Source organism: Enterobacter sp. 50588862, assembly GCF_001462935.1.
GTDB classification, from domain to species: Bacteria; Pseudomonadota; Gammaproteobacteria; order Enterobacterales; family Enterobacteriaceae; genus Enterobacter; species Enterobacter bugandensis.
In genome coordinates this window covers 235,266-247,475 of record NZ_LNHM01000049.1, presented here as the reverse complement: position 1 = coordinate 247,475, position 12,210 = coordinate 235,266, and the positions used below count along the sequence as shown (strand labels likewise).

Sequence of the window (12,210 nt, the reverse complement as noted above, 5' to 3'; positions counted from 1 at the left end):
TCATCTGACGACATCACCGCCCTGCTGCGCATGGCCCATGAACGCCATGAACGCTGGGGCGCACGCAAGATTAAGCGCTGGCTCGAAGACCAGGGGCACCGTATGCCCGCCTTCAGCACCGTCCATAGCCTGATGGCCCGTCACGGCCTGCTGCCGGGCGCAACACCGGGCATTCCCGCCACGGGACGGTTCGAACACGACGCGCCGAATCGCCTCTGGCAGATGGATTTTAAGGGCCACTTTCCCTTTGGCGGTGGCCGCTGCCATCCGCTCACCCTGCTGGATGACCACTCCCGTTTTTCCCTGTGCCTGGCGCACTGTACCGATGAACGGCGCGAGACCGTGCAGCAGCAGCTGGTCAGCGTGTTTGAACGCTACGGCCTGCCGGACAGGATGACGATGGACAACGGCTCACCGTGGGGCGACACCACCGGCACCTGGACGGCGCTGGAGCTGTGGCTGATGCGCCACGGTATCCGGGTGGGGCACTCCCGGCCTTATCATCCGCAGACGCAGAGATTAACCCGCCCCTCTCCCACTGGTCGCGAAAAGGTATCTTTTCTGACCCGATATCAGGCAACCGGATTTTTTCCTCTATAGGCCCTCTCAAAGGGTTGTCTCAGTTGTCTCAAAAAGCATCTTTGCATTTTAAATCAGCCTGTTACGGGAACTTTCTGAGACAACACAGCCCGGTTTTGAGACAACACGTTAACATTTCTGAGACAGCTGCGGTGTGGGGGACCTTGTTGCTTAAAAAAAAAGCCAGCCAGAAACAGAAAAACGGAAAACAGATTTTTATGTTGGTTCAGAATAGCCCTTTGTTGTCTCAAAAACACCTGATGTTGTCTCAGTGTTGTCTCAATAAAAAAGATAAATAATTAATAATAAGGAATTATTTATTTTATCTCTTCTCTGAACCAACATAAAAACGGGGCTGCTAATGTGAATGCGCTATTCTGGCTTGCTGTCATCCACCAGCAGCACGGCATAGGCCCGTAGCTGTCGGTTGTTCATATGCTGGATGCGGGGCGTACGGCTCTGCCAGCTTCTGCCGCTGGCGGGCATTTTGAGCATCCCGGCTTCATACAGCACACGGGCGGCCTGGTTCACGTCAAACCCGTTCGCCAGTTCATCCTTAAACGGCGCGGGGAGCACGTAGAACGTTACAGGCTCCACGGTCTGGCGCCCTTGTCCTTATATCCGGCAAGGCTGTGAACGTTAAGCTGGCTCAGTTCGTCAAAATCAACGGGAATAAAGCGGCTGATGCTGTTTACCATCAAAAAGGCGGTGGCCTGTTCAATAATCTGTTCATGCTCCTTGTTGCCTGTGCCAAATGCATCCACGACACCGACATTCAATGTCTTAGCCAGCAAAGAAACGTATGGGCACACAGGATGGACAGGAACGCTAACGGCTATCGATCCTGTAAATCATATGGCTATCGTTATTCTTGGCAATAGACCGCATTCCCCGGTAGCTGACCCCACAAAAAATCCTAATGTATTTGTAAGTGGATGATTATCCGCAGCCACATACGGCTGGATAGTTGATCAGATATACGGCGCACTGAAGTAAATAAGAAAAGGGACTCTAATGAGTCCCTTATTTTATGCTATAGCCCGTTCATTCCATGAATCTTTAAACATTATATTCCCATCACAATATTTCCATTCGATAGATTCATAGCGAATCTCAACTTCTTCCATATGTTTACCTGCTACACCAAGTGGAAATAATACTGGAGAAATCCTTGTTATCTTTACATTTTCCAATATTATATTAAAATATTCTACCTCTATTCCTGCCTCATTAATCTTGTACATTTTAATCAGGGCTGACTTAAATATTCTACCCTGGCATACTCCTCTGAATAAGTAGGGGGTGAGTCGGTCAATTTCTTTTTCAAAAGTAATCGGGACATGTAGACGTGTTCCTGTAAGTTTTCCAGTGTTATGATCTGTGGGAATCCATATAGAATGATTGAAAGATTTGAGTTCTGTGGAACCCAATCGTGTAGGCATTAAACATTCACCGATTAAAGGTGAATCATTTTCATCGGTAAGCCAAATATGTGCTGGTATAGACATTTATTTTTTTCTCTCATAAAAAAATGAAAAATATAGGACAATAACAATTATAATCCCGACTACGGAAGTTGTAATAGCAGGATTATCAATATACTTTACAGGTATATATGATAATAAAATTATAACTAAAATAGTTAAGTACGTTTTCAATTGGAGGGTTAAATCATCAAAGATAAGCCTAAATATTTCTTTTAATATCTTTTTCATAGGCCAGCCATTCGTTTTAATGCATTAATTATATCAGCATTAGATGCTGTGCTTATATTTAAATAACCAACATCTAAAACTACTGGCTCTATTAGAAAGTACATCATTTCAAGGTTTTCCGAGTAAAGAGCATTATAGAACAGTGGCAGAAAATATTTTAAATTGTGTGCACTATCAGCAGCATGTTGAACCGTACCGTATGTACTTAATGCTATTAATCCCCCTGATGTAAGGCCTCCAATTTTTTTCATCATTGCACTTTGTATAACTCCATTGATTTTACTCCCGTAGCAAATGTATTTAACAACTGAATAGACTAGTGCAAACCTTGAAGCTTGCATAACTGAATAGTGTGTTGTAGGCGGCACAACTTTTCTAAGAATAATGTCTTTTTCACTTTCATTTTTACTTTTAAGCAACGTTTGCACATAAATTAATATCATCCTAAAAATTATATTTCTATGCTTAACAAGTTCATACAAACCTAGTAAAAAACGCTTATCCTCATTTCCAAGCTGTTTACAAACATCTTTATAATTTTCTGTAAAGCAGGAAGTGTAATAAAGTGCTCTTGTTGCACCATCACCGAGATTATTTACATATTCGATAAAACCATCTTTCACACCAGCCATAGCCTTATCTAATCTCACGGCTAATTCTTTGTCGGTTCCTATTTTGTTTATAATATCTTCACTGTAATACATAGTATACCCCTTGGATTCGATACATTGATCATCTTATACATAACGCATTGCTTATAGTGATCACGATCTCAATTCCAGGATGTATATAAAAAAAGCCACCTTTATATTGCCCGGATAAATAGGTGGCTTGAAATAATTAACCTGATGAATGTAATGCTTAATTAATTGTTGTTCATTATCTATTTTAGCTTATATTCCCATTTCACAAGAGCTTCCAACTTTTCTTCACTATAATCATATCTATCATAATGGACTGATGATACGTCATGTAAAGCATGATGCTGTATTCTATCACGAATCTCTTTTGTAATTTTAATTTGCCCGGCCAAAGTTTTGAACGTCCTTCTAAAATCGCGGGGGACTGAATTCATCAATATTATTATTCATACAGTATCGCTTAATGTTATCTAACAGCAAGTCACTGGACATAAACATTGTATATCCGTTTGAAAACTTACCCTGTTTTCCAAGAGTTACTTTCCTCTCCAGGTTAGTTAATTTCTTTTCATGGTTATGATTGGGGAAAATATACTCATGTTCTGGATAACGTGAAATCATTATATCTAGTAACTTAATTGCCGTATCACAAAGGATAAAATGATACCATTTTTTGTTTTGTAAAATGAAGGTGGAATAGATAAAACCATGTTTGTTTTGTCGTAATATTTCTTCGGTAAAGCCATAATCTCATACGGGCGCTGGCCTCCACAGAAAAAATTAACTGTATGAGAACAGTAATATCGGGATTAAAGAAATCAACCTGTGTTTGTTTAAGCAACAAAGAAAGATCATCAAAGCTAAGGAATATTTCACCGATATATGATTCATCTTCTGAAACTTCGAGCACTGGTATAGCAGAAACCGGATTGAAGGGAATATCAAACATAACGTTCGGTTAATCCAGTAAATGTAATTTGCCGCACTTCACTCCCCATGAAAAGAGAGTGTGCATGTAAGAACGAATCTGGTTTACCCAGGGACGCTTTTGAGTGCGTTTATGAACGTAATTTAGGATCGCGCGTATATCATTTGTTGTGATTTTCTTTGCAATAATGGTCTCCGGTAGCATTCCGCTGTCAGAAATCACAGATCGCAGGGTTTCATAGTGATGATAGCTACGTTTGCCTGAAGCAATAGGATCTGTTTTATGCGCTTCGAAGAGATCAGCAAGCGTCCCGTATTTTGAAGAGACTTTGATAACGTCCTGACATGAAGAAAGGCTTTCGAACTTCTCAACAGCGCTACTGATTGACATAGCCGGGTAGTCACCCAGTGTCTGAAATTTTGCTGCTTTGCCCACAAAATGACGGTACACGAAAGTCTTGCGTCCAGAAGGGTAAACACGTACATCCACACGACCCGTCCCGCGCTCGCCGCTTGCTTGATAAGCTATGTAAGCGGCGGCTTTTGGGGGAAGGCTATCAAGAGCTTTAGCAGTAAAGTTTATTTGCTTTATTCATATCCTTTGCATAATGAGCGCATACATATTCGCAGTTCAAGCTCATAAACTAGTGCAAAATAAACTGTTTCTTAAACTATGCGGTAATAAGCAAGGCTAACTCAAGCTACGGATAAAAAATCAATAAAATCAATGTCTTTTAACTTGAATTACCACGCTTTTTTTCAATTATTTTGACATTTTTTTATGTGGGAGAAGGCCGAGGTGAGGGCACCAGACCGCACCCGCCTTCACGCCCGGTGGCGCTGCGCTTACCGGGCCTACATGTTCGGGGCCGTTATTATTTCGCAGGTCGGGTAAGGCGCAGCCGTCACCCGGCACCTCCCCTTCACCTTTATCGTGACTCCCCTCCCAATTCTGTTTCGATCCACAGGATCTTTTATTTGTAATCGATTACTTTTCATTTGAGTGATTTTGTAATCGATTACTTTTTCCGGGTGAGGCTTATCATGGTGTCAACTGAAAGTAGTGAAAAGGCGATAACACAGCACCGGCTACTGGTGCCGCGGCTGTCGCTAATGATGTTTCTGCAATTTTTTATCTGGGGTAGCTGGTCGGTAACTCTTGGCCTGGTGATGACCCGGCACAACATGTCTCTGCTGATTGGCGATGCGTTCTCCGCCGGGCCCATCGCCTCCATTCTCTCGCCGTTCGTGCTCGGGATGCTGGTGGACCGCTTCTTCGCCTCGCAGAAGGTGATGGCGGTGATGCACCTCGCGGGCGCGGCGATCCTCTGGTTCGTGCCGGGGGCGCTGATTGCCGAGAACGGCGCGCTGCTGATTGGCCTGCTGTTTGGCTACACGCTCTGCTACATGCCGACGCTGGCGCTGACCAACAACATCGCGTTCCATAGCCTGGCGAACGTGGATAAAACCTTCCCGGTGGTGCGCGTGTTCGGCACCATCGGCTGGATCGTGGCGGGCATTTTCATCGGCGTCACCGGCGTGGCGTCCAGCGTTACCATCTTTAAGGTAGCGGCGGCCAGCTCCGTGCTGCTGGCGCTTTACAGCCTGACGCTGCCGCACACGCCTGCGCCCGCGAAAGGCCTGCCGGTGAAGGTGCGCGATCTTTTCTGCGCGGATGCGTTCGCGCTGCTCAAAACTCGCCACTTTTTCGTCTTCTCCGTCTGCGCGATGCTGATCTCCGTCCCGCTCGGCACCTATTACGCCTACACCGCCTCGTATCTGGCGGATGCAGGAATTGCCGACGTCAGCACCGCCATGTCCTTCGGGCAGATGTCCGAGATCTTCTTCATGCTGGTCATTCCGCTGCTGTTCCGCCGCCTGGGGGTGAAAATCATGCTGCTGATCGGCATGCTGGCGTGGTTCGTGCGCTACGCCATGTTCGCGCTGGGCGTCAGCGAGGAGGGGCGCATTCTGCTGTATCTCGGCATTCTGCTCCACGGCGTCTGCTACGATTTCTTCTTTGTCGTCGGCTTTATCTACACCGACCGGGTGGCAGGCGAAAAGGTCAAAGGCCAGGCGCAGAGCATGATCGTGATGTTCACCTACGGCATCGGCATGCTCCTCGGCTCGCAAATTTCCGGCGCGCTCTATAACCGCCTGGTGGCAGGGCAAACCGTGCCGCAGGCGTGGGTGACATTCTGGTGGATCCCGGCGGTGGCGGCCGCGGCGATCGCGCTGATTTTCCTTCTCACGTTTAAGTATGACGATGACAAGGCGTAACGTTCAGGAGGTGGTATGAGGACGATGAAAGGACCCGGCATTTTTCTGTCGCAGTTTATTGGCGCAGAAGCGCCGTTTAATTCGCTCGACGGGCTGGCTGAATGGGCGGCAGGTAAAGGTTATAAGGCGGTGCAGATCCCCTGCAACCATCCGCACATCTTTGACGTCGAGAAAGCCGCAGAGAGCCAGGCCTACTGCGATGACATCGCCGCTACGCTGGCCGCGCACGGGCTGGTTATCAGCGAGCTGTCTACCCACCTGGAAGGGCAGCTCGTGGCGGTGAACCCCGCCTACAGCGACGCGTTTGACCACTTCGCGCCCGCATCAGTGCGCGGTAACGATGCTGCCCGTCGGGCGTGGGCCACGGAGAAGCTGAAGCAGGCGGCGGTCGCCTCGGCAAGATTAGGTCTGAAAGCGCACGCCACCTTCTCCGGCTCGCTGGCGTGGCCGTTTTTCTATCCGTGGCCGCCGCATAACGAGCAGCGTTTTCAGGAAGCGTTCGAGGAGCTGGCAACCCGCTGGCGGCCAATTCTGGATACCTTTGGCGAGCAGGGGGTGGACGTCTGCTTTGAACTGCATCCCGGGGAAGATCTGCACGACGGCGTGACCTTCGAGCGTTTTCTGGCGCTGGTGGATAACCATCCTCGCTGCAACATCCTCTTTGATCCGAGCCATATGCTGCTCCAGCAGATGGACTATCTGGCCTTTATCGACATCTTCCATGCGCGTATTAAAGCGTTCCACGTGAAGGATGCCGAGTTTCGCCCCAGCGGGCGCAGCGGCGTGTACGGCGGCTACCAGCCGTGGATCAACCGCGCCGGTCGCTTCCGTTCGCCCGGTGACGGGCAGATCGACTTTAAGGGCATTTTCAGCAAGCTGACCCAGTACGACTACGACGGCTGGGCGGTGCTGGAGTGGGAGTGCTGCCTGAAGGACGGCGATACCGGGGCGAGTGAAGGCAGCGAATTTATCCGCCGCCACATCATTCCCGTTTCCGGACGGGCGTTTGATGATTTCGCCGCAGGGGGCAGTCATGATTAACGTCGGGATCGTCGGCAGCGGGTTTATTGGCCCGGCACATATCGAGACGCTCAGGCGCCTCGGGTTTGTTCAGGTGGTCGCGCTGTGCGACGGCTCGCTCGTTAAGGCGCAGGAAAAGGCGCGCCTGCTAAACGTACCGCACGCGTACGGCAGCGTTGAGGAGCTGCTCGCGCACCCTGATTTGCACGTGGTGCACAACTGCACGCCGAACCACCTGCACGCACAGATTAACCGCCAGATCCTGCGTGCGGGCAAGCACGTGTTTTCCGAAAAGCCGCTGTGCATGACGCCTGAGGAGGCGCGCGAGCTGGTGGCGCTGGCGGAGCAGGCGGGCGTGGTGCATGGCGTGAGCTTCGTCTATCGCCAGTTTGCGATGGTGCGTCAGGCGGCGAGCATGCTGCGCGCGGGCAGCCTCGGGCGGATTTTTGCCTCACACGGCAGCTACCTACAGGACTGGATGCTGCTGGAAACCGACTACAACTGGCGGGTGGATGCCGCGCTCGGCGGCGCATCGCGCGCGGTGGCGGATATCGGCTCCCACTGGTGCGACACGGTGCAGTTCGTCACCGGGCGGCGCATTACCGAGGTGATGGCTGATTTATCCATCGTCTGGCCGACGCGCAGGGCCAGCAAGGGCGGGAATCAAACCTTCTCTCATGACGAACAGGCGGAGTATGAAGACAAACCAGTCACGACCGAAGACTTTGGCTCGGTGCTGTTCCGCTTTGACGACGGCAGCAAAGGCAGCTTTAGCGTCTCGCAGGTAAGCGCCGGGCGAAAAAACCGTCTGACCTTTGAGATCAACGGCAGCGAGCGGTCGGTGGCATGGGATCAGGAGATCCCGCAGCAGCTGTGGATCGGCCATCGCGCGCAGGCCAACCAGACGCTCACTGACGATCCGGGGCTGATGAACCCTGACGTGGCCGACAGCGCCCATTTCCCTGGCGGGCATATTGAAGGCTGGCCGGATGCCTTCAAAAATATGATGGCGCAGTTCTACCGCGCCGTGCAGGCGGGCGCAATGCCAGAGACGCCGCAGTTTGCGACGTTTCACGATGGCGCAAACGTGATGTATATCATTGATGCCATAGTGAAAAGCCATCAGCAGCAGCGCTGGGTGCGCGTGGAATGCTGACGCATTGCCCGGTTCGCCGGGCAACAAATTTATGGTAGCCTGCACAAAACGCTAACCGCAGGATGTATCGTCGCTATGTCAATTCAGAAAATCGCTCAGCTGGCCGGGGTTTCCGTGGCGACGGTCTCCCGCGTGCTGAATAACAGCGACACCGTGAAGGCGAAAAACCGCGAGCGCGTTCTGCAGGCGATTCAGGAGAGCAACTACCAGCCAAACCTGCTCGCCCGTCAGCTGCGCACCGCCCGCAGCTATATGATCCTGGTGATGGTGTCCAACATCGCCAACCCGTTCTGCGCCGAAGTGGTGAAGGGCATCGAAGCCGAGGCGGAGAAAAACGGCTACCGCATTCTGCTGTGCAACTCCGGCTCGGACATCGAGCGCTCCCGCTCGGGCTTGAGCCTGCTCTCCGGCAAAATCGTCGACGGCATTATCACCATGGACGCCTTCTCGAAGCTGCCGGAACTTGCCGCGCTGATTGGTTCTGCACCGTGGGTGCAGTGCGCCGAATATGCCGATGCGGGCGCGGTCTCCTGCGTCGGCATCAATGATGTGGACGCTTCACAGCATGCCGTCAGCCAGCTGGCCGACGGCGGCCGCAAGCGTATCGCGATGATCAACCACGATCTCAGCTACAAGTATGCCCGCCTGCGCGAACGCGGCTACAAGAGCGTGATCCACCTGCGGGATCTGGACTATCAGGCGGTGGAGTATGCCAGCGATCTCAGCTCCGGGGCGGGCATGGCGGCGATGCAAAACCTGTTAAAAGATAATCCGCCGGATGCGGTATTTGCCGTTTCCGATACGCTGGCGGCGGGCGCGTTGCGCGCCATTCAGCAGGCAGGTCTGCGGGTACCAGAGGATATTGCCGTGGTCGGCTTTGACGGTACGGAGCTGGCGGACATGATTTCACTCACCACCATCGAACAGCCGTCGCGGGATATCGGGCGCAAGGCGGTCAATCTTCTCTTAAACAAAATCGACAACCCGGATGCGCCCACGGAAAGGGTGATGATGGACTGGCGCTTTATTTCCCGCGCCAGCACCTGATTATCTGGCAATAACGCCTGCCAGGGAGCGAATATCGTTCCCGGTCGGCGACTGGTGAATACGCAGGCCAAACTCATCCACTACCGCGAAAATATGGTCGAAGATATCGGCCTGAATATCTTCGTATTCCGCCCAGATTACCGTATTGGTAAAGGCATATATTTCAATCGGCAGCCCGTTGGCATCCGGCGCCAGCTGACGCACCATCAGCGTCATATCTTTACGAATACGCGGATGGTTACGCAGATATTCATTCAGGTAGGCGCGGAAGGTGCCGATATTGGTCATCTTGCGCAGGTTTAATACCGATTCCCCTTCGCCGTTCTGCTGATTCCACAGGCTGATTTCCTCATGGCGCGCGGCCAGATAAGGCTTCAGCAGTTTTGCCTGAATCAGCTTCTGCTGCTCCTGCTCGTCGAGAAAATGAATGCTGGTGGTATCGATATTCAGGCTGCGCTTGATGCGTCGCCCGCCGGAGGCGGACATCCCGCTCCAGTTGATAAAGGCGTCGGAGACCAGCGCCCACGTCGGAATGGTGGTGATGGTGTTATCGAAGTTGCGTACTTTAACGGTCGTCAGGCCGATGTCCGTCACCGTACCATTAGCGCCGTACTTCGGCATCTCCAGCCAGTCGCCGAGCTTGAGCATATCGTTGGCGGAAAGCTGAATACCCGCCACAAGGCCGAGTATCGGGTCTTTAAACACCAGCATCAGGACGGCGGCCATCGCACCCAGACCGCTGATCAGAATCGCCGGGGACTGGCCGATCAGCAGGGAGATAATCAATATCCCCACCAGGATAGCGCTCACCAGCTTGATGCCCTGGAAGATCCCCTTCAGCGGCAGCTGCGAGGCGGTCGCCATCTTTTGCGACAGATTAAATATCACGTCCAGCAGCGAGAAGAAGGAGAGCAGGGCATACACCATCACCCACAGCTTCGCGCAGGTGGTGAGTATTTCCGCCGCTTCGCTGCCTTTTTGCAGCCACAGTACCGCCTGAACGTTGACGATTATCCCCTGCAGGGTAAAGGCCAGACGGTGAAATAATTTATTCTGGGTAATGATTTGCAGCCATAAATGGCTACTGGCCTGCGCGCGTTTCTCGAATGCGCGCAGCACCAGTTTGTGCAAAATAAAATGAACAATGATGGCGGTGAGAAAAATAATACCAAAGATAATCACTAAAGAGGTGGTGTGATTAATTTCAATCCCTAACTCTTCAACCTGAGCAATTAATTCCTGCATAACGTCTCCTGTATTGTTGCAGCCCCATAATGGCGGCTGCGGATCTATTATGCAAATTCACAGGGTTATTTGGCGGCCTCACAGACCTTCACTACCGGCAGGCAGAGACGATGACGCATGCGCAGCGTCGCCAGCGCCAGGATAACCATCAGGCCGGTTTCCACCGCCAGGAAAAGGTTAATCGCCTGCGCGTAATCCCCGTAGTAATGCTGCAGCCCGTGCAGCAAAATCGCCCCGAAAATGGCCGGTCCCAGACCCAGCGCGGCCTGCTGCAGCGTGCTGAGAATGGCGCTTGCGGCCCCTGCGTCGTCAGGCTGGATGTCGCGCATCCCGATGCGGTAGAAGCTGTTTACAATCAGCGCCTGACCGTAGCCCACCAGCCCGGTGGCAGGGGCCAGCGTCAGCGCGGTATTGTTCACGCCCCAAAGCCGGAACGTCGCGATGAGCGCCAGCAGGCCGATTATCTGAATTGCCAGACCCGTCAGCAGAATCGTGCTGGTACTGTAGCGGGCAATTAACCGTGGCGCGAACCAGGCAGAGATAAAATAGGTCACGCCCAGGGCGATAAAGCTGTTTCCGGACTGCCACGGCGCCATCCCCAGACCGGTCTGCATGGTCAGCGCCATACAGAACATAAACCCGGACCAGACGCTGAAAAAGAGCAGCGCAATCACGATGCCAAAGCGAACGCTGCGAAGCTGAAGCAGGCGTGGAGGGATCAGCGGATGGGCATTCTCTCGCTCCTTTTTGCGTGCGTTCTGCGCCATCAGCCAGGCCAGCGGAATAATGGCAAGAAGCATAACCTTCAGCGACCACGGCCAGTGCCACTGCGGACCGAGCGCCATCGGGAACAGCAGGCAGCAAAGAATGAGGGCCAGCAGCACGGTGCCTGTCCAGTCGATGCGCGACGGCGTTTCACGTCGGGTTTCCGGCACGTAGCGGCGGCTTAACGCCAGCACCACCAGACAAATCGGCACGTTGATAAAGAAGGCGTTACGCCAGCCCAGCCCGGCGATATCCGCCGACACCAGCCAGCCGCCGCCCATCTGCCCGACGATAAACGCAATCCCGCCAATGCCGCCAAACAGGCTAATGGCTTTCGCGTGGGCGCTCCCTTTTAGCGTGACGTGCAGCGTGGCGAGGATCTGCGGCATGATGAGCGCTGCCCCCGCGCCCTGAACGATGCGTGCGGCCAGCAGTAGTTCAATATTTCCCGCCATCCCGCACAGCAGCGAGGCCAGCCCAAAAACGGCCACGCCCCACATAAACAGGCGACGGCGGCCACGGTTATCCCCCAGCTTGCTGCCGAGCGCAAGGCAGACGGCAAAGGCCACGCCGTAGAGAGCGACAATGAGCTCCAGCTCGGTGGCGGTGGCGTGCAGCGAGTGGGTGATGGCGTCCAGCGCCACGTTGGTGATTGAGGTATCAATCATCGGCAGCATCTGGCCGGTTAACAGCAATATCAGGCCTGCGCGACCCGGTGAAACAACTGACGTATTCATGGTAACTCCATTGCGTCATTCATCAGATGGTCGTAGCATCAACCATCTGATAAACGGGTACCAGTTCTTGCTTATACTGGTACTGGCACTACCATGCA

Annotated in this window: 12 protein-coding genes and 3 pseudogenes; 6 read left to right on the top strand and 9 right to left on the bottom strand. The window is 52.3% G+C overall.

The annotated features are described in order from the left end of the window. A pseudogene (locus APT89_RS22975) lies at positions 1-516 on the top strand (DDE-type integrase/transposase/recombinase); the annotation flags it as partial. Positions 517-951: 435 nt separating this feature from the next. On the opposite strand, the gene APT89_RS22970 reads toward APT89_RS22975, so the two are convergent. Next, positions 952-1,176, bottom strand: coding sequence for a hypothetical protein (locus tag APT89_RS22970; protein ID WP_051486129.1), 225 nt, complete (start codon positions 1,174-1,176; stop codon positions 952-954). Further along, positions 1,164-1,358, bottom strand: coding sequence for a hypothetical protein (locus APT89_RS24475; RefSeq protein ID WP_051486127.1), 195 nt, complete (start codon positions 1,356-1,358; stop codon positions 1,164-1,166). The genes APT89_RS22970 and APT89_RS24475 overlap by 13 nt, the downstream gene beginning before the upstream one ends. On the opposite strand from APT89_RS24475, the pseudogene APT89_RS23750 reads away from it, so the two are divergent. After that, positions 1,333-1,518: pseudogene (locus APT89_RS23750) on the top strand (serine hydrolase); the annotation flags it as partial. The gene APT89_RS24475 and the pseudogene APT89_RS23750 overlap by 26 nt on opposite strands. An 89-nt stretch (positions 1,519-1,607) precedes the next feature. Here APT89_RS23750 and APT89_RS22960 read toward each other — a convergent pair. From APT89_RS22960 to APT89_RS24290, 5 genes and pseudogenes are all read right to left on the bottom strand, one after another. After that, the gene (locus APT89_RS22960) at positions 1,608-2,087 is read right to left on the bottom strand and encodes an Hcp family type VI secretion system effector (RefSeq protein WP_051486125.1); all 480 of its coding nucleotides are present in this window, start codon (positions 2,085-2,087) and stop codon (positions 1,608-1,610) included. A 203-nt stretch (positions 2,088-2,290) separates the two neighbouring features. Further along, the gene (locus APT89_RS22950; protein ID WP_060573752.1) at positions 2,291-2,998 is read right to left on the bottom strand and encodes a hypothetical protein; all 708 of its coding nucleotides are present in this window, start codon (positions 2,996-2,998) and stop codon (positions 2,291-2,293) included. Between the two features lie 179 nt (positions 2,999-3,177). Continuing rightward, positions 3,178-3,354: pseudogene (locus tag APT89_RS24690) on the bottom strand (tyrosine-type recombinase/integrase); the annotation flags it as partial. 227 nt (positions 3,355-3,581) lie between these two features. Then, on the bottom strand, positions 3,582-3,884 hold the full coding sequence (locus APT89_RS22945) for a hypothetical protein (RefSeq protein WP_060573750.1): 303 nt from the start codon (positions 3,882-3,884) through the stop codon (positions 3,582-3,584). A 9-nt stretch (positions 3,885-3,893) separates the two neighbouring features. Next, positions 3,894-4,352 carry an Arm DNA-binding domain-containing protein gene (locus tag APT89_RS24290; protein WP_072201824.1) on the bottom strand — a complete coding sequence of 153 codons (459 nt, stop codon included), beginning with the start codon at positions 4,350-4,352 and terminating at the stop codon, positions 3,894-3,896. Between the two features lie 554 nt (positions 4,353-4,906). Between APT89_RS24290 and APT89_RS22940 the strand changes: the two genes are divergently transcribed. From APT89_RS22940 to APT89_RS22925, 4 genes are all read left to right on the top strand, one after another. Continuing rightward, positions 4,907-6,142 carry an MFS transporter gene (locus APT89_RS22940; protein ID WP_060573748.1) on the top strand — a complete coding sequence of 412 codons (1,236 nt, stop codon included), beginning with the start codon at positions 4,907-4,909 and terminating at the stop codon, positions 6,140-6,142. 15 nt (positions 6,143-6,157) lie between these two features. Next, a complete protein-coding gene (locus APT89_RS22935; RefSeq protein ID WP_048956980.1) occupies positions 6,158-7,183 on the top strand; it encodes a sugar phosphate isomerase/epimerase family protein in 1,026 nt (341 codons plus the stop codon). Then, entirely contained in the window at positions 7,176-8,318 is a 1,143-nt protein-coding gene (locus APT89_RS22930; protein WP_060573746.1) for a Gfo/Idh/MocA family protein, read from the top strand. Before APT89_RS22935 ends, APT89_RS22930 begins: the two co-directional genes overlap by 8 nt. Before the next feature lie 75 nt (positions 8,319-8,393). Beyond that, complete coding sequence (locus APT89_RS22925) at positions 8,394-9,365, top strand: LacI family DNA-binding transcriptional regulator (RefSeq protein WP_047362669.1); 972 nt, start codon at positions 8,394-8,396, stop codon at positions 9,363-9,365. Here the strand turns inward: APT89_RS22925 and APT89_RS22920 are convergent, their stop codons facing one another. Both APT89_RS22920 and APT89_RS22915 read right to left on the bottom strand, forming a co-directional pair. Further along, positions 9,366-10,610 carry a mechanosensitive ion channel family protein gene (locus tag APT89_RS22920; protein ID WP_041911005.1) on the bottom strand — a complete coding sequence of 415 codons (1,245 nt, stop codon included), beginning with the start codon at positions 10,608-10,610 and terminating at the stop codon, positions 9,366-9,368. It lies immediately after the preceding gene. Positions 10,611-10,675: 65 nt separating this feature from the next. Then, positions 10,676-12,112 carry an MFS transporter gene (locus APT89_RS22915; RefSeq protein ID WP_048956975.1) on the bottom strand — a complete coding sequence of 479 codons (1,437 nt, stop codon included), beginning with the start codon at positions 12,110-12,112 and terminating at the stop codon, positions 10,676-10,678. Positions 12,113-12,210 lie beyond the last annotated feature (98 nt).

Excerpts from the sequence above, each read along its gene's own strand:
- APT89_RS22960 (WP_051486125.1), bottom strand. The coding sequence starts at position 2,087 with ATGTCTATACCAGCACATATTTGGCTTACCGATGAAAATGATTCACCT.
- APT89_RS22950 (WP_060573752.1), bottom strand. The coding sequence starts at position 2,998 with ATGTATTACAGTGAAGATATTATAAACAAAATAGGAACCGACAAAGAA.
- APT89_RS22945 (WP_060573750.1), bottom strand. The coding sequence starts at position 3,884 with ATGTTTGATATTCCCTTCAATCCGGTTTCTGCTATACCAGTGCTCGAA.
- APT89_RS22940 (WP_060573748.1), top strand. The coding sequence starts at position 4,907 with ATGGTGTCAACTGAAAGTAGTGAAAAGGCGATAACACAGCACCGGCTA.
- APT89_RS22935 (WP_048956980.1), top strand. The coding sequence starts at position 6,158 with ATGAGGACGATGAAAGGACCCGGCATTTTTCTGTCGCAGTTTATTGGC.
- APT89_RS22930 (WP_060573746.1), top strand. The coding sequence starts at position 7,176 with ATGATTAACGTCGGGATCGTCGGCAGCGGGTTTATTGGCCCGGCACAT.
- APT89_RS22925 (WP_047362669.1), top strand. The coding sequence starts at position 8,394 with ATGTCAATTCAGAAAATCGCTCAGCTGGCCGGGGTTTCCGTGGCGACG.
- APT89_RS22920 (WP_041911005.1), bottom strand. The coding sequence starts at position 10,610 with ATGCAGGAATTAATTGCTCAGGTTGAAGAGTTAGGGATTGAAATTAAT.
- APT89_RS22915 (WP_048956975.1), bottom strand. The coding sequence starts at position 12,112 with ATGAATACGTCAGTTGTTTCACCGGGTCGCGCAGGCCTGATATTGCTG.